This is a genomic window from Pseudomonas soli, assembly GCF_021283165.2.
GTDB lineage: Bacteria > Pseudomonadota > Gammaproteobacteria > Pseudomonadales > Pseudomonadaceae > Aquipseudomonas > Aquipseudomonas soli.
On the sequence record NZ_CP128543.1, the window covers coordinates 2,946,576 to 2,969,031 of the forward strand.

Genomic DNA, 22,456 nt, shown 5'->3' on the forward strand with positions numbered 1-22,456 from the left:
TGCCAGTGCTTATCGTTCACGCTCGCCACACCGTCATTCTCTGAACAAGGTTCGTTCAACCCATGCAAGCCTCCAATTCCCGTTCCCCTCGTCGCTGGCTGTTCGGCCTGCTGATCCTGCTGCTGGTGGCCCTGTTGGCCTGGTGGCTGTGGCCCGCAACGACCGCCCATAAAGAGGGTGGCGGGCATCGCCCAGGCAAAGGCATGGGCGGCCGGCCGGGTTTTGGCGCCTCCACCGAAGCGGTGCCGGTGCGCGTCGAGCCTGCGCGGGTGGGTGACTTCCCGCTGTACTACAAGGCCCTTGGCACCGTGACCGCGACCAACACGGTCAACGTGCGCAGCCGGGTGGCCGGCGAGCTGGTCAAGATCCACTTCAAGGAAGGCCAGCAGGTCAAGGCCGGTGACCTGCTCGCCGAGATCGACCCGCGCAGCTACCGCATCGCCCTGCAGCAGGCCGAAGGCACCCTGGCGCAAAACCAGGCGCAACTGAAGAATGCCCAGGTCGACCTGGCCCGTTATAAAGGCCTGTATGCCGAAGACAGCATCGCCAAGCAGACCCTGGACACCGCCGAGGCACAGGTCGGGCAATTCCAGGGGCTGGTCAAGACCAACCAGGCGCAGGTCAACGATGCCCGCCTGAACCTGGCGTTCACCCAGATCCGTGCGCCGATCAGCGGTCGCCTTGGCCTGCGCCAGCTGGACCTGGGCAACCTGGTCGCCGCCAACGACACCACGGCGCTGGTGGTCATTACCCAGACCGAACCGATCAGCGTCGCCTTCACCTTGCCGGAAACCCAGCTCGACACCGTGCTCGCCCGCTACCGCAGCGGTGCCAGCCTGCCGGTCGAAGCATGGGACCGTGGCGATCAGAAGCTGCAGTCCACCGGCGTGTTGGGCAGCCTCGACAACCAGATCGACACCGCCACCGGCACCCTGAAGTTCAAGGGCACCTTCCAGAACACCGACCACGCCCTGTTTCCCAACCAGTTCGTCAATGTGCGCCTGTTGGCCGACACCCTGAAACAGGTGGTACTGGCGCCGACCGCGGCCATCCAGTTCGGCAATGACGGCACCTTCGCCTACGTGGTCAACGCCGAGAACACCATCAACATCCGCCCCCTCAAGGTCGGTGCGAGCGATGGTGAGAACAGTGTGATCGTCGAGGGCCTGGCCGCCGGTGACCGCCTGGTGCTGGAAGGCACCGACCGCCTGCGCGAAGGCTCCAAGGTCGAGGTGGTCGAAGACAGCTCGCAAGTGCCGACCACCCCGGGCCAGCATCTGCAGGGGCAGGGCGCCAAGGGCTCGGCGCAGACTGGTGAACCAGGCTCCAAGGCGGGCGCATGAACCTCTCGCGCCTGTTCATCCTGCGGCCGGTCGCCACCACGCTGAGCATGCTGGCCATCGTCCTGGCCGGCCTGATCGCCTACAAGCTGCTACCGGTGGCGGCCTTGCCCCAGGTCGACTACCCGACCATCCGCGTCATGACCCTGTACCCCGGCGCCAGCCCCCAGGTGATGACCAGCGCCGTCACCGCGCCACTGGAGCGTCAGTTCGGCCAGATGCCGGGCCTCGAGCAGATGGCCTCGACCAGCTCCGGCGGCGCTTCGGTGCTGACCCTGCGTTTCAACCTCGACATGAACATGGATGTCGCCGAGCAGCAGGTACAGGCCGCGATCAACGCCGCCAGCAACCTGCTGCCCAGCGACCTGCCGGCACCGCCGGTGTACAACAAGGTCAACCCGGCCGACACGCCGGTGCTGACCTTGGCCATCTCGTCCAAGACCATGCCGCTGCCCAAGCTCAACGACCTGGTCGACACCCGCGTAGCGCAGAAAATCGCCCAGATCAGTGGCGTCGGCATGGTCAGCATCGCCGGCGGCCAGCGCCAGGCGGTGCGGATCAAGGTCAACGTCGACGCCCTGGCGGCCAACGGCCTGAACCTGGACGACGTGCGCACCCTGATCGGTGCCTCCAACGTCAACCAGCCCAAGGGCAACTTCGATGGCCCGACCCGGGTGTCGATGCTCGACGCCAATGACCAGCTGCGCTCGCCGGCCGAGTACGCCAATCTCATCCTCAAGTACAACAATGGCGCACCGCTGCGCCTGAAGGACGTCGCCGAGATCGTCGACGGCGCCGAGAACGAGCGCCTTGCCGCCTGGGCCAACCAGAACGAGGCGGTGCTGCTGAATATCCAGCGCCAACCCGGCGCCAACGTCATCGAGGTGGTCGACCGGATCAAGGAACTGCTGCCGTCGATCACCGATAACCTGCCGGCGGGTCTGGACGTGAGCGTGCTCACCGACCGTACCCAGACCATCCGTGCCGCCGTGCGCGACGTGCAGCACGAGTTGCTGTTCGCCATTGCCCTGGTGGTGATGGTGACCTTCCTGTTCCTGCGCCGGGCGTCGGCCACGATCATCCCGTCGATCGCCGTGCCGCTGTCGCTGATCGGCACCTTCGGGGTGATGTACCTGGCCGGTTTCTCGGTCAACAACCTCACGCTGATGGCCCTGACCATCGCCACCGGTTTCGTGGTGGACGATGCCATCGTCATGCTGGAGAACATCTCCCGGCATATAGAAGAGGGCGAGACACCGCTGCAGGCCGCGCTCAAGGGCGCTAAACAGATCGGTTTCACCCTGATCTCGCTGACCTTCTCGCTGATCGCGGTATTGATCCCGCTGCTGTTCATGGCCGACGTGGTCGGGCGGCTATTCCGCGAGTTCGCCATCACCCTGGCGGTGGCCATCCTGATTTCCCTGGTGGTGTCACTGACGCTGACGCCGATGATGTGCGCCCGCCTGCTCAAGCGTGAACCAAAGGAAGAGGAGCAAGGCCGCTTCTACCGGGCCAGCGGTGCCTGGATCGACTGGCTGATCAAGCACTACGCCAGTGCCCTGACCTGGGTGCTCAAGCGCCAGCCGTTGACGTTGCTGGTGGCCGTGGCCACCTTGGCGTTGACCGTGGTGCTCTACCTGATGGTGCCCAAGGGTTTCTTCCCGGCCCAGGACACCGGGGTGATCCAGGGTATTTCCGAGGCACCGCAGTCGACTTCGTTCGCCGCCATGAGTCAACGCCAGCAGGCCCTGACCGAGGTGATCCTGCAGGACCCGGCGGTGCAGAGCCTGTCGTCGTACATCGGCGTGGATGGCGACAACGCCACCCTGAACAGCGGCCGCCTGCTGATCAACCTCAAGCCCCATGGCGAGCGCGACGTGACGGCAGCCGAGGTGATCAGCCGCTTGCAGCCGCAGCTCGACAAGCTGGTCGGCATCCGCCTGTTCATGCAGCCGGTGCAGGACCTGAGCATCGAGGACCGGGTCAGCCGCACCCAGTACCAGTTCAGCCTCAGCTCGCCGGATGCCGACATGCTTGCCGAGTGGAGCGGCAAGCTGGTGCAGGCACTGAAGGACCGCCCGGAACTCCAGGACGTGGCCAGCGATCTGCAGGACAAGGGCCTGCAGGTGTACCTGGTGATCGACCGCGACATGGCCAGCCGTCTCGGCATCACCGTGGCGCAGATCACCAACGCCCTGTACGACGCCTTCGGTCAGCGGCAGATCTCGACCATCTACACCCAGGCCAGCCAGTACCGCGTTGTGCTGCAGTCGCAGACTGCGGCCAGCCTCGGTCCGCAGGCGCTTGAGGCGGTCCACGTCAAGGCCGCCGACGGCGGCCAGGTGCGCCTGTCGGCCCTGGCGCGCATCGAGCAGCGCCAGGCCCAGTTGGCCATCTCGCACATCGGCCAGTTCCCGGCGGTGATGATGTCGTTCAACCTGGCCCATGGCGCGTCCCTGGGCGAGGCGGTCAAGGTGATCGAGCAGGTGCAGCAGGACATCGGCATGCCGATCGGCGTGCAGACCCGCTTCCAGGGCGCTGCCGAGGCGTTCCAGGCCTCGCTGTCGAGTACCTTGCTACTGATCCTCGCCGCCGTGGTGACCATGTACATCGTGCTCGGCGTGCTCTACGAGAGCTACATCCACCCGGTGACCATCCTCTCGACGTTGCCTTCGGCGGCGGTGGGGGCCTTGCTGGCGCTGTTGCTGAGCGGCAACGACCTGGGCATGATCGCCATTATCGGCATCATCCTGCTGATCGGCATCGTCAAGAAGAACGCGATCATGATGATCGACTTCGCCCTGGAAGCCGAGCGCCATCAGGGCATGAGCCCGAGTGATGCGATCTATCAGGCTGCGTTGCTGCGCTTCCGGCCGATCCTGATGACCACCCTGGCCGCGCTGTTCGGTGCCGTGCCGCTGATGCTCGCCACCGGTTCCGGCGCCGAGCTGCGTCAGCCGCTGGGCCTGGTGATGGTTGGCGGCCTGCTGGTGAGTCAGGTGCTGACCCTGTTCACCACACCGGTCATCTACCTGTACTTCGATCGCCTGGCTCGTCGCTGGCGCCCGCTTGACGATCCGCGGCAGGCCGAAGCATGAACCTCTCCGCACCTTTCATCCGCCGGCCCGTGGCCACCATGCTGCTCAGCCTGGCGATCATGTTGCTGGGCGGGGTGAGTTTCGGCCTGCTGCCGGTGTCGCCGTTGCCGCAGATGGATTTCCCGGTGATCGTGGTACAGGCCAGCCTGCCTGGAGCCAGCCCCGAGGTCATGGCGTCCACCGTCGCCACGCCGCTGGAGCGCAAGCTTGGCGCCATTGCCGGCGTCACCACCCTGACCAGCAGTTCCAACCAGGGCTCGACCCGGGTGATCATCGGCTTTGAACTGGGCCGCGACATTGATGGTGCGGCACGCGAGGTGCAGGCCGCGATCAACGCTACCCGCAACCTGCTGCCCAGCGGCATGCGCAGCATGCCCACCTACAAGAAGATCAACCCTTCCCAGGCGCCGATCATGGTGCTGTCGCTGACCTCGCAGGTGCTGTCCAAGGGCAAGCTCTACGACCTGGCCGACACCATCCTGTCCCAGAGCCTGTCGCAGGTCAGCGGGGTAGGGGAAGTACAGATCGGCGGCAGTTCGCTGCCGGCGGTGCGCATCGAGCTCGAGCCGCAACTGCTCAACCAGTACGGCCTGTCCCTGGACGATGTGCGCGCCGCGGTGGCCAACGCCAACCAGCGCCGGCCCATGGGCTTTGTCGAGGACAGCGAGCGCAACTGGCAAGTGCGCGCCAACGACCAGTTGGAGCAGGCCGAAGACTACAAGCCTATCATCATCCGTCAGCAGAATGGTTCGATCCTGCGGCTGTCGGATGTGGCCAAGGTCAGTGATGGCGTGGAAAACCGCTACAACAGTGGCTTCTTCAACGACGAGAGCGCTGTGCTGCTGGTGGTCAACCGCCAGGCCAACGCCAACATCATCCAGACCGTCGACCAGATCAAGGCCGAGCTGCCGGCACTGCAGTCGCTGTTGCCGGCCAGCGTCAAGCTCAACGTAGCCATGGACCGCTCGCCGGTGATCAAGGCCACCTTGAAGGAGGCCGAGCACACCTTGCTGATCGCGGTGGTGCTGGTGATCCTGGTGGTGTACCTGTTCCTCGGCAACTTCCGCGCCTCGCTGATCCCGAGCCTGGCGGTACCGGTGTCGCTGGTGGGTACCTTCGCCGTGATGTACCTGTGTGGGTTCTCGCTGAACAATCTGTCGCTGATGGCGCTGATCCTTGCCACCGGCCTGGTGGTGGACGATGCCATCGTGGTGCTGGAGAACATCTCCCGACACATCGAGAAGGGCGAGAGCCCGATGCGCGCGGCCTACAAAGGCGCGCAGGAGGTCGGTTTCACCCTGCTGTCGATGAACGTCTCGCTGGTGGCGGTGTTCGTCTCCATCCTGTTCATGGGGGGGATCGTTCGCGGGCTGTTCAAGGAATTCTCGATCACCCTGGCGGCGGCAATCATCGTCTCGCTGGTGGTGTCGCTGACCCTCACGCCGATGCTCTGCTCGCGCTGGCTCAAGATCCATGGCCCGCAGCAGCAGACCCGCCTGCAACGCTGGAGCGACCGTATTCACCAGCGCATGGTCGCCGGCTACGACAAGAGCCTGGGCTGGGCGCTGCGCCACAGGCGCCTGACCCTGCTCAGCCTGCTGGCCACCATCGTACTCAACATCGCGCTGTACGTGGTGGTGCCCAAGACCCTGATGCCGCAGCAGGACACCGGCCAATTGCAAGGTTTCATCCGCGGCGATGACGGGCTGTCGTTCACGGTCATGCAACCAAAGATGGAAATCTACCGCCGCGCCCTGCTCGCGGACCCGGCCGTGGAGAGTGTCGCCGGCTTCATTGGCGGCAACAGTGGTACCAATAATGCGTTCGTGCTAGTACGACTGAAACCGATCGCCGAGCGCAAGGAGAATGCGCAGAAAGTCATCGACCGCTTGCGCAAGGACCTGCCGAAGATACCCGGCGGGCGCCTGTACCTGATGGCCGACCAGGACCTGCAACTCGGTGGCGGCGGGCGCGACCAGACCACCTCCCAGTACCTGTACACCTTGCAGAGCGGCGATCTGGCCGCTTTGCGCGAATGGTTCCCCAAGGTCGCCGCCGAGCTGCGCAAACTGCCCGAGCTGACCGCCATCGACGCCCGTGACGGTGCTGGCACCCAGCAGGTGACCCTGGTGGTCGACCGTGACCAGGCCAAGCGCCTGGGCATCGACATGGACATGGTCACCGCGGTGCTCAACAACGCCTACAGCCAGCGACAGATCTCGACCATCTACGACAGCCTCAACCAGTACCAGGTGGTGCTTGAGATCAACCCGAAATACGCCTGGGACCCGAGTACCCTGGAGCAGGTGCAGGTGATCACCGCCGACGGCGCCCGGGTGCCGCTGTCCACCTTCGCCCGCTATGAGAACAGCCTGGCCAACGACCGCGTCAGCCACGAAGGCCAGTTCGCCTCCGAAGACATCTCGTTCGATGTTGCCGAAGGCTACAGCCCCGACCAGGCCCTGGCCGCGCTGGAGCGGGCGGTGGCCAGGCTTGGCCTGCCCGAATCGGTGATCGCCAAGCTCGGTGGCGACGCGGACGCGTTCACCAAGACCGCCCAAGGCCAGCCGTTCATGATCCTCGGCGCCCTGGTGCTGGTGTACCTGGTGCTGGGCATTCTGTATGAAAGCTACATCCACCCATTGACGATCCTCTCCACGCTGCCTTCGGCAGGGGTCGGCGCCTTGCTGGCACTGTACCTGACCGGTGGCGAGTTCAGCCTGATCTCGCTGCTCGGGCTGTTCCTGCTGATCGGCGTGGTGAAGAAGAACGCCATTCTGATGATCGACTTGGCCCTGCAACTCGAGCGCCATGAAGGCTTGTCACCGGAGGCGTCGATCCGCCGTGCCTGCCTGCTGCGCCTGCGGCCGATCCTGATGACCACCCTGGCCGCGATCCTCGGCGCGCTGCCGCTGCTGCTCAGCCGCGCCGAGGGCGCCGAGATGCGCCAGCCGTTGGGCCTGACCATCATCGGCGGCCTGGTGTTCAGCCAGATCCTCACCCTCTACACCACCCCCGTGGTCTATCTGTACCTCGATCGCCTGCGCCACCGGTTCAACCGTTGGCGCGGCGTGCGCACCGATGCTGCCCTGGATACCCCGCTATGAACTTTGCCCACTCCCGAATCCATCGTGCCCTCAGGCTGCTCACCCATGGGCGCGGCTCGCGGCTGGTCAGCGCCGGGCTGTGCGTGGCCATGCTCAGCGCCTGTACCTTGAGCCCGGATTATCATCGCCCGGAACTCAGCACCCCGCTGCAGTTCAAGCAGGCCCAGGGCTGGACCCAGGCCAACCCATCCGATGCCATCGCCCGCGGGGCATGGTGGGAGCTGTATGGCGACAAGCAGCTCGACGCCCTGGTGGAAGAGCTCAACCGCAGCAACCAGACGGTGGCGCAGTACGAAGCGCAGTATCGTCAGGCCCAGGCGCTGGTGCGCAGCAGCCGCGCCGCGCTGTTCCCCTCATTGAACCTCACCGTTGGGAAGAACCGTTCGGCCCAGGGCACCGGGAGCTCCAGCTCGAGCCTGTCGAACAACAGCAGTGGCATCCGCGATACCTACAACGCGCAACTCGGCGTGAGCTGGGAAATCGACCTGTGGGGCAAGCTGCGTGAAGCCATGAACGCCAACGAGGCCAGTGCCGAGGCCAGCTTCGCCGATATGGCGGCCATTCGCCTGAGCCAGCAGTCGGAGCTGGTGCAGAACTACCTGCAACTGCGGGTCATCGACGCGCAGAAACGCTTGCTCGAGGCCACGGTAGCGGCCTATGAACGGTCGTTGAAGATGAACGAGAACCAGTATCGCGCCGGGGTTGCCGGGCCGGATGCCGTAGCCCAGGCACGTACCCAGCTCAAGAGCACCCAGGCCGACCTTATTGACCTGGCCTGGCAACGCGCGCAGTACGAAAACGCCATTGCCGTGCTGATGGGCAAGGCCCCGGCCGACTTCGCCCTGGCCGCGAGCGGCGACATTCCGGCATTGCCGCAGGTGCCGGTGTCGCTCCCTTCGCAGTTGCTCGAGCGCAGGCCCGACATCGCTTCAGCCGAACGCAAGGTCATGGCGGCCAACGCCAACATCGGCGTCTCCCGGGCGGCGTACTTCCCCGACCTGTCCCTGAGCATGAATGGCGGGTACTCCAGCAGCAGTTTCAACAACTGGATCGAGCTTCCCAACCGTTACTGGTCCGTCGGCCCGCAGTTGGCGTTGACGTTGTTCGATGCCGGCAAGCGTAGCGCCGAGGTGGACCGCAGCGTGGCGGTGTACGACCAGACCGTGGCGCAGTACCGGCAGGCCGTGCTGGATGGGTTCAAGGAGGTCGAGAACTACCTGGTGCAGCTCAAGGTGTATGGGGACGAATCCGTTGTCCGGCAGGAAGCGCTCGAGGCGGCGCGGGAGTCGTTACGCTTGACCGAGAACCAGTACAAGGCCGGGCTGATCGGTTACCTGGACGTGGTGAACGTGCAGACCACGGCGCTCAGTAGCGAGCGTAGTGTATTGACGCTGTTGCAGGGGCGGCTGGTGGCGAGCGTGCAGTTGATCGCGGCGCTTGGCGGTGGTTGGGATGCTCGAACGCAGTTGGCCGAGCAGTGACCTGCTGTTTGCGCCTTACCCCGTGACGCTGTACCGCATCACAGATAGCCAGATGGCACGTGGCGTTTGGCCATTTCTCGTGCAAACTGGGTAAAGCCACCTCGTCGGTGGCACAATCCATTGCACGAGGAACGCCATGAGCGGACGTTGTCTGGGCTTGTCTGTGTGGTTGTCGTGCCTGCTGGCAGTTATTCCACTGCACGGCCTGGCCACAGACAGCTGCAAGCACCTCACCGCCACCGGCAACCCGGAGTACCCACCTTATCTCTGGCGCGACCCGCATAACCCCGAGCAACTTATCGGGGCCAATGCCGACCTGCTGAAGGAGGTGGCCAAGGACCTCGGCCTGGTGGTGGATGTGGTGTATGTCGGGCCGTGGTCCAGGGCGCAGGAGGAAGTGAGCAGCGGGCGCATCGACATGCTCGCCGGCTACTTTCGTACCCAGGCGCGCGAACTGTTGACCGACTTCATCAGCCCGCCATTTCTGTTCAATTCCAGCGTGGTCTGGGTGCGCAAGGGCGAGGGCTTCGCCTACAGCGACTGGTCCGACCTCAAGGGGCGACGCGGCGGAACGCTGGTCAACAATAGCCATGGCCAGGCGTTCGACGACTACGCCCGGGCGCAGCTCCACCTCGAAGCAGTGCCCAGCGCCACCCAGGCCTTCCAGAAGTTGCTGTTCAGGCGCAGCGACTACGTGATCTTCGAGCAGTATCCCGGCATGGCCCTGGCGCGCACGTTGGGCAAGGAAAAGGAGCTGGAGGTACTTGAGCCGCCGGTGTCCAGCGAAGGGCTGTACCTGGCGCTATCGCACAAGTCGGGTTGCAACCAGCCGGCACTGCGCGAACAGCTGGCGCGCAAGATGCGTGAGCTGGTGGCAGGGCCCTTGCCCGAACAACTGGTGGCCGAAAACCTGGAGCGCTGGCAGCGTCAACAGGCCGGAAAGTGAATCGGGCTGACGCAGCGCTGTCAAGCTAGCTCAGCTCTTGCACTTGGCCACGACGACCTGGCAGGTCCGCGGCGTGCCCCCGGACCTGCCGGCGTAGCGCATGCAACTGTCCAGCGACTTCCTGCTCGCCATGGCCAGTGTCGGACCGAATGCCAGGCCGCCTTCGCCGCTGCTGGGCAGCGCCTTGGCATAGCAGTTGGAGCCTTGGGCGGCGTAGCGGGTGCTGGCGTGCTTGTTCGAACAACCGGTCGAGACGAACAAGGTGATGGCGAGCAGGGCGAGGCGCACTGCATGCCGGGGCAGGGTGGCCATTGCAGGCTCCGGGAACGGCGTGGTGGTGTGTTGAGCTTAGCCGGAGTCGCTTCGCTTGGCTTGGTGTTTCTCGTGGTCAGGGATAACAGATCGATGGGTTTGCCCGCGGTCGATGCCATGAGCACAAGCAAACGACAAGTGGCATTATGCCTCCAGTTACTCGCGCAAAGGCTCTAACCCCTTCACTGCAGGGCTTGCGAGCGGATTTTGGATCCATCAAGAAGCGCGAAAAGCCCGTGCGTTTCAGCAAAGCTTGAGTACAATCATCGGCTTTTCCCCGGCCTGCCGGGTTCGTTCCTGGAAGTGCGAATGCTGATCGGTAGCTACTCCTCCTCGCTGGTGTTGATCTCGCTGTGCGTGGCCATCCTTGCCTCCTACACGGCCCTGGACCTGACCGGGCGCATCGCCACGGCCAAGGGCCGGGCGGTGTACCTGTGGATGGGCGGCGGAGCGCTGGCCATGGGAATCGGCATCTGGTCGATGCACTTCATCGGCATGCTGGCGTTCAGCCTGCCCATCGAGCTGGGTTACGACACTGCGCTGACCGGCCTGTCGCTGCTGATCGCGGTGGCTTCGTCGGGTTTCGCCCTGTGGCTGGTGAGCCAGCCAAAGCTACCTTGGCTACAACTGGCCTTCGGTGCCTTGATCATGGGCACCGGCATCGCCTGCATGCACTACATGGGCATGGCCGCTCTGCGCATGCAACCGGGCATCGACTACGATCCGACGTTGTTCGGCGCCTCCCTGGCCATCGCGGTGGGGGCTTCGGCGGCGGCGCTTTGGATAGCCTTCCGCCTGCGCCAGCACACGCCCTATGTACGGCAGATCCGTGGCGTGGCGGCGGTGGTGATGGGGATCGCCATCGTCGGCATGCACTACACCGGCATGGCGGCGGCCAATTTCCCTGCGGGCAGTTTCTGCGGGGCATTGACCACGGGATTGGCGGGGGACGGCCTGGATTACCTGGTGCTGATCACTACCTTGGCAGTGCTGGCGGTGGCCTTGCTGACTTCGGTGCTCGACGCCCGGCTGGAAGCGCGTACGGCGGAACTGGCACGCTCGCTGACCCTGGCCAACCAGGAACTGACCCAGTTGGCCTTGCACGACACCCTGACCGGGCTGCCCAACCGCACGCTGCTGGCCGACCGGATCGACCAGGCCATCGGCCGCGTTGCAGAGCAGGGGGGCTGTTTCGCGCTGATGTTCATCGACCTGGACGGCTTCAAACCGGTCAACGACGCCTTCGGCCACCATGTCGGCGACTTGCTGCTCAAGGCGGTGGCGGCGCGGTTGCGCGGCCACCTGCATAGCCAGGACACCCTGGCGCGCATCGGCGGTGACGAATTCGTGCTGCTGGTGGAGTTGGACGAGCCGGATGACGCCATGAATGTCGCGGCCAAGCAAGTCAACCTGATGTCCAAGCCGTTCCGTGTGGCCGAGCATGACCTGCAGTTGTCGGCGAGCCTGGGCATCGTGATGTATCCCGGCAACGGCCTGGACCAGCACGAACTGCTGCGCAACGCCGACGCCGCCATGTACCACGCCAAGAGCGCCGGCAAGAACGGTTACAGCTTTTTCGATGGTTCGATGAACAGCAATGCGCGCCAGCAACTGCAGCTGCTGCAGGATCTGCGCACGGCCCTGGACCATGGCCAGTTCCGCCTGCACTATCAGCCCAAGTTCGATGCCGCGCAGCGTCTGCCCATCGGTGCCGAGGCCCTGCTGCGCTGGGAACACCCGCAACATGGGCTGATGCTGCCGGACCGTTTTATCGGCCTGGCGGAAAAGACCGGGCTGATCATACCGATCGGCGAATGGGTGTTGGGTGAAGCCTGTCGGCAGATGCGCCAGTGGCTGGGCCAAGGCAATGAGCAATGGCGAATTGCGGTGAACCTGTCGGCCATCCAGTTCTGCCATGTCGGGTTAGTCGACAGCGTGGCGCGGGCGCTGGAGGAAAACGACCTGCCGGCCAATCGCCTGACCCTGGAAATCACCGAAACCACTGCCATGCGCGATGCCGACGCCAGTCTCCAGGTGCTTCAGCGCCTCTCGGACATGGGCGTGGACCTGTCCATCGATGATTTCGGTACCGGCTATTCCAGCCTGATGTACCTCAAGCGCCTGCCGGCTAACGAACTGAAAATCGACCGCGGTTTCGTGCGCGACCTGGAGCAGGATAGCGATGACGCAGCGATCGTCTCGGCCATCGTCGCCCTGGGCCAGGCACTGGGCTTGCGCATTGTCGCCGAAGGCGTCGAAACCGACGGCCAGCAGGAATTCCTCACCCGCCTGGGTTGCGATTCGCTGCAAGGTTATCTGCTTGGCCAGCCGGTACCGCCCGACCAGTTCATGAAAGGATTGCAGGCGCTCAATGCGCGTCAGGCTCAGGTAGGCTAGACAGCGCTGCGCAGTGGGCTGGCGAGCAGGTCGAAGGTCTCCATCTCGGCCTCCACGGCCTCGATGATCCGCTCGACATCGGTGGCGTGCATGATGGTTGCGCAGGGAATGCCGGCAATGGCCAGCAGCGTCTCGCCGGTGGCACGGTCGAACAGCCGGGCGACCATGCTGCGCGGAGCGTCCATGCTGGCCTCGAAACCAAGCGGATGAAAATGCCAACGCATCACCTGGCAGGCGTTGGGGAACGTCATCTTGTTCATGCCAGCCTCCTTGTTCGTGAACGTGGTGATTGCAAAGCCGTATCAGGGTACACCGTCCTGGCCGTCAGGACTCTAACCTTAGCACCTGCCATGTCAGTATTCGCAGGAAAATATGGCAGATGTACTAATGCATGACGGCCTTCACAGTCCTGTCACGATGAACGGTGGTTTCGCAGGGGCCAGGCAAACGTTTTCCCCGTGGGTGGCGCCCGGCAGCCAGCAGCGCTCTGCTATGTTTACCCTCAGCGCTTTTCGGACCAGCGGTGCCGGCCGGCAGACAGGGAGACAGTCATGCGGTATTCCACGCTCACCCAACGCATCGCCGGTCACGCAGCTGCGGCTTGGGACATCCACTATCAGGCCCTTGAGCAGCGCCGTCAGGGGCGCGAGATCTTCCTGCTGTCGGTGGGCGATCCAGACTTCGACACGCCAGCCCCGGTGGTCGAGGCGGCTGTTGCCAGCCTGCGTCGAGGCGAAACCCATTACAGCGATGTGCGCGGCAGCCTCGCCCTGCGCCAGGCTGTGGCGCGCCACTGTCAGCTGGCCGACCCCGAGCGTGTGGTGGTGACCGCCGGGGCCCAGTGCGGGCTGTTCGCGACCTGCCAGTGCCTGTTCGAGGCGGATGACGAGGTGATCGTCGCCGAGCCCATGTACGTCACCTATCAGACGGTTTTCGGTGCCTGCGGCGCGCGCGCCGTGCAGGTGCCGGTGCGGCCGGAGCAGGGGTTCCGCCTGGACCCAGCGGAAGTGGCCCGGGCGATCACGCCGCGCACTCGCGGGCTTCTGCTCAACAGCCCGCACAACCCCACGGGGACGGTAATCGGCCTGGCTGATCTGAAGTGCCTGGCGCGGTTGTGCCAGGAATACGACTTGTGGCTGATCTGCGACGATGTCTACCAGTCACTGCTTTACGACGGCGAGGCAGCGAATCCGCTGGGCCTGCCGGGCATGACCGAGCGCTGTGTGTCGATCGGCAGCCTGTCCAAGTCCCACGCCATGAGTGGCTGGCGCGTCGGCTGGGTGATCGGGCCGCCGGAATTCGCCCGACACCTCGGTAACCTGGTGATGAGCATGCTGTTCGGCCTACCAGAGTTCGTCATGCAGGCGGCCTGTGTGGCCCTGGAGCAGGGGCGGGACGACCTGCTGCGGATGCGCGATGCATATCGTGAACGATGCGACCGAGTGTGCGCGGTGCTGGAAGAGTGCCCAGGCATTCATGTTCACCGGCCGGCCGGCGGCATGTTCGTGATGTTGGATATACGAGGTACTGGGCTCGACGCCCAAGCATTCGCCCAGCGTCTTTTGGACGAGGAGGGCATGGCAGTGTTGCCGGGTGCCGGCTTCGGTCCCAGTGCGGCAGGACATGTGCGAATGGGGTTGGTGCTCGATGCGCAGCTACTCGAGCATCTATGTCGGCGAATCATCGCGTGTGTCCGGCGTTTGGCGGATGGATTCAATGTTGCCGGAGACCTGGAATACGGTCCCGGGTTGGACGGCACCATGAGGCAGGGCCTGATTGACTTGACTGCCAGGTGACGTAGGGGGCTGCAATGTGCTTGTAGGGCGTAGGTGGTCAAGTAGATCTGTGGGGAATACGAGGAAACGATCTTCCCCCTGCAGATAGAGTTTGATCGAGATCATTACAGCGGGAACGGATGCCACAACGAGAGCAGAACTGTGGAGGCCTATGCTGTCTAGCGAAACGGCTCCTTTTTGAAACATGAGGTTGGCATGCTGGGCCATCTTCAAAGCAAACTCGGCAGTGTGCAGCACCTCTCTCTGGTTCCCAGGATTAGCCTCATGCAAGAAACACATGAGGGACATGTTTGACAGGTTGCTTGATGGTAATGGTTGCTGCGTTGTTCGCCTCCACTGGCGGCCATTTGTGTCCGATCTGTTTACCGGGTCGCCCTGACAATAGCCATAGCTATTGATCCCTCCTTTGTTGAAAGGCGACAACCCATCTGCTTGCACAAAGCGCATCAGCGAAGGAACGTACAAGCGATACCCATTGCCCAGCAGATAGCCATGTGCAGACCGTTCGAAAGGTTGCCCGGTATAGGCAAGCAATGTTCTTGTCTTGACAGTCTTGCAGTGCCCGTAAGGCGAGTAGGCCCGATTTGAGGGGATAGCGGTCGTGCCCATAACGCTACCTGCCCGATCGCACTGCATTGCAGCCATCCGCGTCATGATCCGAAACTCCGAACAAACAAGGCATGACGGAGATTGGCCTCGACAATGTCCGGCTGTCCACTGACAGTTCTGTCAGTTGCTTTATCCGAGCAGTCCGGCGGCGATATTGATGGTGAACCCCAGGATCGCCGTATTGAACACGAAGCCTACCAGTGAGTGGGCCAGCACCACCCGACGCATGGCCCGCCCGCCGACGCCGATGTCCGAGGTTTGCACGGCGACATTGATGGTGAACGAGAAGTAGTGAAAGTCCCAGTAGTCCGGGTTGCGCTCGCCATCGGCAAAGCGCAGCGGGGGCTCATGGCGGTCACCGGTGTAGAACAGTCGGGCGTAGTGCAGGCTGAAGATGCAGCCGATCAGCAACCAGGAACCCGCCACCGTCAGCCCGGTGTACAGGTAGTGCAAGGCCAGGGCACTGCCTTCCAGGCCGCGGCTGGACACCAGTTGCAGGGTGACCGCCGCCAGGCTGGCGATGGCCGAGACGCACACGGTGATCAGCACCAGGCCGGCGTTTTCATCTTCGATGCGGGCGACCTTGCGCACCCGCTCGGCATTGGCCCGCAGGCTCAGCCACAGGACCATGGCCAGGTAAAGCCAGACGCCGAGGTTCCAGCCGACGAGGATATGCTGCACGGTATCGCCGGCGGGGATCAGCCAGCCGCCGAGCAGGCCGGCCAGGGTGGCAATGCTCAGGCGCGGGTGGGTGCGAGTGAGGTGGTGGAAGGCCATGCGGTCCCTTGGCGGTTGAACGTGACTTCAACTGTAGACCAGATGCGGCCCTGTCGCGGGGCCAGCCCGCTAGCCCGGCATGCCGTCCACCCGCGCACGCAGCAGGATCGGCAGGTAGTGCCAGAGGAACAGCAGCAGCGCCGCGCTGGCGAACAATACCGACAACCCCAGCCCCAGCGGCGTGAACGGCGCTACGATCACGCGCGCCAGTGCCGCCAGCTGGATCAGTGCGAATGCCCAACTCATGCTGCGGGGTACCTGAAGAGGGCGTCCGGTATGCCCCAGGCTGACCCGCGCCATCATCGCCACGATCAGCCCGGTCATGGCGCCGACCGTCAGTGCATGGGCGGCCAGGCTAGGGTTGATCGGCACCCCGGCATGCCACAGCGCCAACCCCAGGCAGGCGGGAATCAGCCAGGCGTAGGCCAGGTGCAGCGACCACAGCAGCGGCATATGCCACAGGCCACGGTCGTGCCACAGCACCAGGCGCACACCATGCAGCACGGCCAGGGCGGCGAACAGCACGGCCATCAGGGGGTGTGATGCGTCGTTGAGTCCAAGCACATAGGTCAGCGGCAGCGCCACGCTGCCCAGCAGGCAGGCGCGGTCCAGCCATGGCCGGGCCGGCGTCGGGCTCATGATGCCCAAGCCACGGCGGGTGAAGAACGGGATGACCCTGCCACCTATCACACTCATCATCGCCGCCACCAGCCACAGCCCGGCGAGTACGCCTCGCCGTTGCCACAGCGGGTCGTCGCGCAGCCAGCCTATGAGGGTCAGCCACTGGCAAGCCGCGATGAGCAATACCAGGCCGATGATGGGGTAGTTGTTGCGCAGCCGTCGCTGGATGATCGGTCGCGCCAGGGCCAGCGCCACCAGGGGCAGGAACGCGCCCTCTATCAGCACCAGGAGCCAGGCGGGCAAGGGCAGGAACCAACTTGCCCGGCCCAGCAGCCAGAGCAGGAACAGTCCCTGCAGCGGTCGGCCACTGAGACCCGGGATGCCACTCCAGTTCTGCACCGCCGTGAGCAGGAAGCCGGCGACTATGGCCACAGCGAAGCCAAACAGCATTTCGTGACGGTGCCAGGCGAGCATTCCGCCGGCCGGTTCGAGCTCGTATATGCCGACGAGCACGCCGGACCACAACAGCAGGGCAACCAGGGCGAACAGGCTGCCGCCGAGGAAGAAGGGTCGAAAACCCAGGGCCCAGAGAGCCTGGCGGGGGCGGGCGGTGATCGGCTGGACGAGCATGGCGAGGACCTTGGTTCGATCGAAATGGTTGAATGGGGTACCATCACGAACCATGCCAGCGTTCAAAAGCCTTGAATATCAAGGTGATGGCACTATTTGTAGTTATTATGACTTCTTTATGATGTAGTCTTTTTGACCTTTGTCATGGTTTAAATGACTCGCTTTGCTTCGCCTTGCCTCGATAACCAGGGCGGCTTTGCTACAGGATCCCCGTTGTGACCGACCTCCTGCGCAATCCACTGCTGCAGTACCTCGCCCGTCTGGCCCCGTCCAGCCAGCTGACCATGCGCTACATCCTTCAGGACGCCGCCGACCGCCTCGGGTTTGCCGACTGCGATATCGCCGAGGTGCCCTGGCACCGCCTCGAGCCTGGCCATGTGATCGCCCTGGTCGCTGCGCTGCGTGCCGATGGTTACGCGCCCAACACATCGTCGTTGTACGTCAATGCCGTGCGTGGAGTGATGAACGAAGCCTGGCGCCAGGGTTTGATCGAGCACGAGCAGTTGTTGATGATCCGCGAGGTCAAGCCAGCAGCTGGTAGCCGCCTGCCACCGGGGCGCAACTTGCGGCGCAGCCTGATCCGCGAGCTGATGGACGTGTGCGCCGCCGACCCGCGCCCACAGGGTGTGCGAGACGCAGCCATCCTGGCGTTGCTCTACGGCACCGGGATGCGCAAATCGGAATCGGTCGATGTGAACCTTGACCAGGTGGATTTCCAGGAGCGCAGCGTGCAAGTGCTGGCCAAGGGCAACCGTCAGTTGGTCAAGTATGCCCCGGCCTGGGCCTTCGACAAGTTGCAGGCCTGGCTCGACCTGCGTCGCCAGCACCTGCCGGCCGGCGAGCGTGACGACAGCTTCCTGTTCAACCGCATCCGCCGTGGCAGCCACATCACCCGCGCGCGCATCACCAAGCACGCCATCTACTACATCGCCCGCCAGCGCGGGGCACAGGTGGGCGCCAAGATCATGCCCCATGATTTTCGCCGGGCATTTATCACCCGGGTGATCGAGGAACACGACCTGTCGATCGCGCAGAAGCTTGCGCACCACGCCAATATCCAGACCACCGCCGGGTATGACCGACGCGACGACAACGAGCGACGCAGGGCGGTGGAGCGCTTCGACTACTGATCACTGCATTTGCCTGCAAGCATTAGTGAATGCTTGATGCCAGTTCGAAGATCGGCATGTACATCAGGATCACGATCAGCCCGATCAGCAGGCCGATAAAGGTCATCAACAGCGGCTCGAACAATTTCACGAACCACTCTACCCAGCGGCCGATTTCCTGGTCGTGGAAGTCGGCGCAACGCTCGAGCATCTCACCCAGGTTGCCCGATTGTTCGCCGGCACGCAGCAGGCGCAACGAGACGGGGGTCACCAGTTGGCCGGCCTGCAGCGCATCGGACAACGGCAGGCCCTCGGCAACCCGTTGGCTGGCCTGCTCCAGACCCTCGGCCGCAGTGCTGCCCAGCAGGCCGCGGGCCATGCCCAGCGCGGTGAGGATGGGAATGCCCCCTTGCAGCAAGATCCCCAGCGACCGGTAGAAGCGCGCCAGCTCATACATCATCAGGCGCTGGTGCAGCGCGGGCAGTCGGAGCAGCAGGCGGCCGGCGCCACGGCGCACGGCCGGGTGGCGGCGCAGGGCGACGAGGGTGCCGACGCCGACAAGCGTACCCAGCCCCAGCGGCAACTGCTGGGCATGCAGGAACAGACCGATCTGCATCAGCACTCGCGACAGCCACGGCAGTTCGGTCCCCATGCCCTCGAACACCAGGCTGAAGCGGGGCACCACGTACCCCAGCAGGAACAGCACCACGCCGCCGCCCACCAGCAACAGCAGTAGCGGGTAGACCGAGGCACCGACCAGCTTCTGGCGGACCAGATCCAGCCGCTGGCGATAGCTGATGTAGCGGGTGAGGGCATCGCCCAATGCGCCGGTGCGCTCGCTGGACTGCACCAGGGCCACGTACAGGGTGGGGAACACCCGCGGCTGCTGGGCCAGGGCCTGGGACAGCGAGCGCCCCTCATAGAGTTGGCGCACCAGTTGCTCCAGGGTCTTGCGCGTCGCGCCGCCCGGGGCTTTCTCGGTCAGGCTCTCGAGGGCGTCGATCAGCGGCAGGCCGGCGCCGAGCAAGGTGGTCAGCTCCTGGCTGAACAGCATCAGGTCGAACGCCGCCACGCGTCGTCGCAGGGCCAGCCCCTGGCTGCGCACGCTGAGCACGCGCAGCCCCTGGTCCTCGGCCTGGCGCCGGGCCTGGTCGCTGTCCTCGGCCTCCACCTGCAATTGCACCACGCCCTGGCTGCCCAGGGCCTTGAGCTGATAGCGCATGGCCGGGTTCCTCATTGCCAGCTGGTGATTTCGGCGTTTTCGCCGTCACCACCGGGTTGGCCGTCCTTGCCCATCGACAGCAGGTCGTACTCGCTGCCGTTCTCGCCGGGCTGCTTGTAGATGTAGGGGCGGCCCCAAGGGTCCTGTGGCACGGCCTTCTGCAGGTAGGGGCCCGACCAGCGCGCTTCGCCACCTGGCGCGACCACCAGGGCCTGCAGGCCCTGCTCGCTGCTGGGGTAGTGGCCGACCTCCAGGCGATAGAGGTCCAGGGCCTTGCCCAGCCCCTCGATCTGCGCCCGGGCCACCTTGGCCTCGGAGCGGCCCAGCTGGCTGAAGTACTTGGGCGCGACGATGCCGGCCAACAGGCCCAGCACCACCAGCACCACCAACAGTTCAAGCAGGGTGAAGCCGCGTTGGGTACGGATGCTGCGTTGCATGGTGAAACCCTCCGGTGCATTTACCCCAGCCATGCAACAGCCGTGCACGTCTGCCCCGGGCCCTTGCGCCATGGGCCGCAGAGGCGGCACGCGGCTTGCGTCGTAGTCGCAAAGCCCGGGTTAACGGGGCATCTCCCCCACTTCGGGGGGCACGCTTGGGTTATTTGCGGCGGGAGGCGAACGACATGCGAGGACTGATCCTGGGGCTGGTGGCGGGGCTGATGGCATTCGCCGCCCAGGCCGACATCTATGTCTCGAGCGATGGCAAGGGCGGCTTCGTGCTGTCCAACGTGCACCGGCCTGGCCGGCACTACGACCGGGTCATCAGCGAACGCCCGACAGCGGGCGGGCCGGTCAATGCGCAACTGATCACCGGGCGACCCTACGCCGACCTGGTGGCGGCCGCCGCGCTGGCCCACGGTGTACCCCAGGCGTTGCTGCATGCGCTGATCAAGGCCGAGTCCGGCTATAACCCCAAGGCTCGCTCGGCCAAAGGTGCGGCGGGGCTGATGCAACTGATGCCGGACACGGCGAAGGAGATGGGTGTCAAGGATGTACTCGATCCACAGGCCAACGTGCAGGGTGGGGCGCGCTACCTCAAGCGCATGCTCACGTTGTTCGACAACGACATCACCTTGGCCGTGGCGGCCTATAACGCGGGGCCTGAGGCGGTTCTCAGCCGTGGGCGGGTGGTACCGCCGTTCGCCGAGACCCAGCGCTACGTGCCGAATGTGTTGCGTGACTATCGCCTGCTGCGCGGGCTGGCTGGGGATGCGCCGCTTTGAGGGGGGCTCCGTGATCCTTGCAGCGTCTGCAAGGGACGCGGTGAGCACCTGCCGGCCCTCACGCGCTCAATAGCCTCACCTGAGCCATGCTTTCCCCAACTTTGGGCTATAACCTGTAAAGGTGCCCAGTCGTGGAGCCCGCCATGGACCTCGCCCCCCGTCACGACACGCTGCAGCCGAGTGAAGCCGGCCCGGCGCGCAAGCCATTCCACATGCTGCGTTGGTACGCCTGGGTCAGCCTGGCGATCATCCTGTCGGTGGGGGGCGGCCTGGGCGTGATCTCCAGCCGCTTCATCATTGACGAGAGCGTGGAGCGCGATGCCTTGCTCACCGCCCAGTTCATTACCTCCATCGCTGACGCCGAAGTGCGTCATGTCGCGATCCCCAATGTGCGCACCATGGGCGAATTGCTCGACCCACGTACCGACCATGCCTTGCCCGATGTCGATCCCGAGGCGCGGCGCCGAGCCCGTGGCGAGTTCCTCGACCATATTGCGCACTTGCCGGACATGCTCCTGGCCAATATCTACGCACCCGACCGCACGGTGATCTGGTCGAGCAACCCGGCGCTGATCGGCAAGCTGATCGCATGGGATGACGACCTCGACCGGGCCTTCGAGTACAAGATGCGCGTGTCGGCCAGCTACCATGACTTCGAGCAGGCGCGCAGCGAGCAGAAGTTCGTCACCCCGCCCGAGCAACTGTTCATCGAGAACTACATCCCCTTGTTCGACGCCGACGGCGAAAACGTCATGGCGATGGTCGAAATCTACAAGGAACCCCACGACCTGATCGCGCGCATCGAGCACGGCCTGCTGCTGATCTGGCTGGCCATCGCCGTGGGTGCGGGCCTGGTGTATGTCGGCCTGTACGGCATCATGCGCCGCGCCGCGCGGCTGATGGCGGTGCAGCAGCAGCGGCTGATCGGCAACGAAACCTTCGTGGCCCTGGGCGAGGTGTCGTCGGCGGTGGCCCACAGTCTGCGCAACCCGCTGGCCAGCATTCGCTCCAGCGCCGAACTGGCCCAGGCTTTCGACGATGGCCCGGCGCAGAAGAACATCAGCGACATCATCAGCCAGGTCGACCGAATGTCGCAGTGGGTGCGTGAGCTGTTGCAGTCGTTGCGACCGCTCGGTGACGAGGCCGTGCCGGTGGATGTGGCGCAGAGCCTGCGCGACAGCCTGCAGGCGTTCACCCAGGCGCTTGAGCGCGGCGGCGTGCGCTTGCTTGTGCCTGAGCTGCCGAGCGTCAAGGTGCTGGGCCAACCGGTGCTGCTTGGGCAGATCTTCAGTTGCCTGATCGTCAACGCTCTGGAGTCCATGGAGGCCGGTGGCGAGCTACGGGTCGAAGTGGTACGCCACGACCGCCGCAGCCTGAGCCTGCGGCTTTCGGACACTGGCAAGGGCATGAATGAACAACAGCAGCGCCTGGCGTTCCGGCCATTTTTCACCACCAAGCAAGGCGGCGTTGGGGTGGGGCTGATGCTGGTCAAGAGGATCATGGAGCGCTTCGGCGGCTCGGTTCGGTTGAGCAGTCGTGAGGGGGCGGGGACCCGGGTAATATTGAATTTCAAGGTGACAGGTATTTAATCTCTAACATTAAATTCCTTTCATAAGATATTGATTTATATGTAATTGTTATCAATTGGGTAACCTATACCCAACAGTGGGGGTTTACCCAAAGAGTGAAATCAAGAAAACGTTACAAGCCAATGATCTAAAAAGAAAAAACCAGTACACCGTTATTGGCCAGGTTTTTGCTGTCACTCTTTCAGCCCGCGCTGAAACTT

Annotated in this window: 16 protein-coding genes and 1 pseudogene; 10 read left to right on the plus strand and 7 right to left on the minus strand. The window is 64.2% G+C overall.

Annotation, left to right across the window (positions count from 1 at the left end):
- Positions 1 to 62: 62 nt before the first annotated feature.
- The 5 genes from LU688_RS13565 (at position 63) to LU688_RS13585 (ending at position 9,972) form a co-directional block, all read left to right on the plus strand.
- Positions 63 to 1,343 carry an MdtA/MuxA family multidrug efflux RND transporter periplasmic adaptor subunit gene (locus tag LU688_RS13565; RefSeq protein WP_094012131.1) on the plus strand — a complete coding sequence of 427 codons (1,281 nt, stop codon included), beginning with the start codon at positions 63 to 65 and terminating at the stop codon, positions 1,341 to 1,343.
- The gene (locus LU688_RS13570; protein ID WP_094012132.1) at positions 1,340 to 4,438 is read left to right on the plus strand and encodes an MdtB/MuxB family multidrug efflux RND transporter permease subunit; all 3,099 of its coding nucleotides are present in this window, start codon (positions 1,340 to 1,342) and stop codon (positions 4,436 to 4,438) included. Before LU688_RS13565 ends, LU688_RS13570 begins: the two co-directional genes overlap by 4 nt.
- The gene (locus LU688_RS13575) at positions 4,435 to 7,545 is read left to right on the plus strand and encodes a multidrug efflux RND transporter permease subunit (RefSeq protein ID WP_110605745.1); all 3,111 of its coding nucleotides are present in this window, start codon (positions 4,435 to 4,437) and stop codon (positions 7,543 to 7,545) included. Before LU688_RS13570 ends, LU688_RS13575 begins: the two co-directional genes overlap by 4 nt.
- Positions 7,542 to 9,026: an efflux transporter outer membrane subunit gene (locus LU688_RS13580; RefSeq protein WP_160290697.1), complete on the plus strand. Its 1,485-nt coding sequence runs from the start codon at positions 7,542 to 7,544 to the stop codon at positions 9,024 to 9,026. The genes LU688_RS13575 and LU688_RS13580 overlap by 4 nt, the downstream gene beginning before the upstream one ends.
- Positions 9,027 to 9,162: 136 nt before the next feature.
- Entirely contained in the window at positions 9,163 to 9,972 is an 810-nt protein-coding gene (locus tag LU688_RS13585) for a substrate-binding periplasmic protein (protein ID WP_094012135.1), read from the plus strand.
- Between the two features lie 30 nt (positions 9,973 to 10,002).
- Here the strand turns inward: LU688_RS13585 and LU688_RS13590 are convergent, their stop codons facing one another.
- Positions 10,003 to 10,284, minus strand: coding sequence for a hypothetical protein (locus LU688_RS13590; protein ID WP_094012136.1), 282 nt, complete (start codon positions 10,282 to 10,284; stop codon positions 10,003 to 10,005).
- A 309-nt stretch (positions 10,285 to 10,593) separates the two neighbouring features.
- Here LU688_RS13590 and LU688_RS13595 point away from each other — a divergent pair, with 309 nt between their 5' ends.
- Complete coding sequence (locus LU688_RS13595; RefSeq protein WP_094012137.1) at positions 10,594 to 12,681, plus strand: putative bifunctional diguanylate cyclase/phosphodiesterase; 2,088 nt, start codon at positions 10,594 to 10,596, stop codon at positions 12,679 to 12,681.
- Here LU688_RS13595 and LU688_RS13600 read toward each other — a convergent pair.
- Complete coding sequence (locus LU688_RS13600; RefSeq protein ID WP_094012138.1) at positions 12,678 to 12,941, minus strand: DUF1652 domain-containing protein; 264 nt, start codon at positions 12,939 to 12,941, stop codon at positions 12,678 to 12,680. The genes LU688_RS13595 and LU688_RS13600 overlap by 4 nt on opposite strands.
- A 291-nt stretch (positions 12,942 to 13,232) precedes the next feature.
- Between LU688_RS13600 and LU688_RS13605 the strand changes: the two genes are divergently transcribed.
- Positions 13,233 to 14,477 carry a pyridoxal phosphate-dependent aminotransferase gene (locus LU688_RS13605; protein ID WP_232888227.1) on the plus strand — a complete coding sequence of 415 codons (1,245 nt, stop codon included), beginning with the start codon at positions 13,233 to 13,235 and terminating at the stop codon, positions 14,475 to 14,477.
- Between the two features lie 354 nt (positions 14,478 to 14,831).
- Here LU688_RS13605 and LU688_RS13610 read toward each other — a convergent pair.
- The 3 genes and pseudogenes from LU688_RS13610 to LU688_RS13620 form a co-directional block, all read right to left on the minus strand.
- Positions 14,832 to 15,131: pseudogene (locus LU688_RS13610) on the minus strand (RHS repeat-associated core domain-containing protein); the annotation flags it as partial.
- Positions 15,132 to 15,215: 84 nt separating this feature from the next.
- Positions 15,216 to 15,863: a DUF1345 domain-containing protein gene (locus tag LU688_RS13615; RefSeq protein WP_160290695.1), complete on the minus strand. Its 648-nt coding sequence runs from the start codon at positions 15,861 to 15,863 to the stop codon at positions 15,216 to 15,218.
- A gap of 69 nt (positions 15,864 to 15,932) precedes the next feature.
- The gene (locus LU688_RS13620) at positions 15,933 to 17,114 is read right to left on the minus strand and encodes an NnrS family protein (protein ID WP_094012208.1); all 1,182 of its coding nucleotides are present in this window, start codon (positions 17,112 to 17,114) and stop codon (positions 15,933 to 15,935) included.
- A 215-nt stretch (positions 17,115 to 17,329) separates the two neighbouring features.
- Between LU688_RS13620 and LU688_RS13625 the strand changes: the two genes are divergently transcribed.
- The gene (locus LU688_RS13625; RefSeq protein ID WP_023630795.1) at positions 17,330 to 18,244 is read left to right on the plus strand and encodes a site-specific integrase; all 915 of its coding nucleotides are present in this window, start codon (positions 17,330 to 17,332) and stop codon (positions 18,242 to 18,244) included.
- Positions 18,245 to 18,266: 22 nt separating this feature from the next.
- On the opposite strand, the gene LU688_RS13630 is transcribed toward LU688_RS13625, so the two are convergent.
- Entirely contained in the window at positions 18,267 to 19,445 is a 1,179-nt protein-coding gene (locus LU688_RS13630; protein ID WP_094012140.1) for a type II secretion system F family protein, read from the minus strand.
- A gap of 11 nt (positions 19,446 to 19,456) precedes the next feature.
- Positions 19,457 to 19,882 (minus strand): type II secretion system major pseudopilin GspG, encoded by a 426-nt coding sequence (gene gspG / locus LU688_RS13635; RefSeq protein ID WP_094012141.1) that lies wholly within the window; start codon positions 19,880 to 19,882, stop codon positions 19,457 to 19,459.
- Positions 19,883 to 20,067: 185 nt separating this feature from the next.
- Between gspG and LU688_RS13640 the strand changes: the two genes are divergently transcribed.
- Entirely contained in the window at positions 20,068 to 20,667 is a 600-nt protein-coding gene (locus LU688_RS13640; protein ID WP_094012142.1) for a lytic transglycosylase domain-containing protein, read from the plus strand.
- Positions 20,668 to 20,810: 143 nt separating this feature from the next.
- On the plus strand, positions 20,811 to 22,256 hold the full coding sequence (locus tag LU688_RS13645; RefSeq protein ID WP_160290694.1) for an ATP-binding protein: 1,446 nt from the start codon (positions 20,811 to 20,813) through the stop codon (positions 22,254 to 22,256).
- Positions 22,257 to 22,456: the final 200 nt, after the last annotated feature.

Excerpts from the sequence above, each read along its gene's own strand:
- LU688_RS13570 (WP_094012132.1), top strand. The coding sequence starts at position 1,340 with ATGAACCTCTCGCGCCTGTTCATCCTGCGGCCGGTCGCCACCACGCTG.
- LU688_RS13600 (WP_094012138.1), bottom strand. The coding sequence starts at position 12,941 with ATGAACAAGATGACGTTCCCCAACGCCTGCCAGGTGATGCGTTGGCAT.
- LU688_RS13605 (WP_232888227.1), top strand. The coding sequence starts at position 13,233 with ATGCGGTATTCCACGCTCACCCAACGCATCGCCGGTCACGCAGCTGCG.
- LU688_RS13585 (WP_094012135.1), top strand. The coding sequence starts at position 9,163 with ATGAGCGGACGTTGTCTGGGCTTGTCTGTGTGGTTGTCGTGCCTGCTG.
- LU688_RS13575 (WP_110605745.1), top strand. The coding sequence starts at position 4,435 with ATGAACCTCTCCGCACCTTTCATCCGCCGGCCCGTGGCCACCATGCTG.
- LU688_RS13630 (WP_094012140.1), bottom strand. The coding sequence starts at position 19,445 with ATGCGCTATCAGCTCAAGGCCCTGGGCAGCCAGGGCGTGGTGCAATTG.
- LU688_RS13645 (WP_160290694.1), top strand. The coding sequence starts at position 20,811 with ATGGACCTCGCCCCCCGTCACGACACGCTGCAGCCGAGTGAAGCCGGC.
- LU688_RS13615 (WP_160290695.1), bottom strand. The coding sequence starts at position 15,863 with ATGGCCTTCCACCACCTCACTCGCACCCACCCGCGCCTGAGCATTGCC.
- LU688_RS13565 (WP_094012131.1), top strand. The coding sequence starts at position 63 with ATGCAAGCCTCCAATTCCCGTTCCCCTCGTCGCTGGCTGTTCGGCCTG.
- LU688_RS13620 (WP_094012208.1), bottom strand. The coding sequence starts at position 17,114 with ATGCTCGTCCAGCCGATCACCGCCCGCCCCCGCCAGGCTCTCTGGGCC.
- gspG (WP_094012141.1), bottom strand. The coding sequence starts at position 19,882 with ATGCAACGCAGCATCCGTACCCAACGCGGCTTCACCCTGCTTGAACTG.
- LU688_RS13595 (WP_094012137.1), top strand. The coding sequence starts at position 10,594 with ATGCTGATCGGTAGCTACTCCTCCTCGCTGGTGTTGATCTCGCTGTGC.
- LU688_RS13580 (WP_160290697.1), top strand. The coding sequence starts at position 7,542 with ATGAACTTTGCCCACTCCCGAATCCATCGTGCCCTCAGGCTGCTCACC.
- LU688_RS13590 (WP_094012136.1), bottom strand. The coding sequence starts at position 10,284 with ATGGCCACCCTGCCCCGGCATGCAGTGCGCCTCGCCCTGCTCGCCATC.
- LU688_RS13640 (WP_094012142.1), top strand. The coding sequence starts at position 20,068 with ATGCGAGGACTGATCCTGGGGCTGGTGGCGGGGCTGATGGCATTCGCC.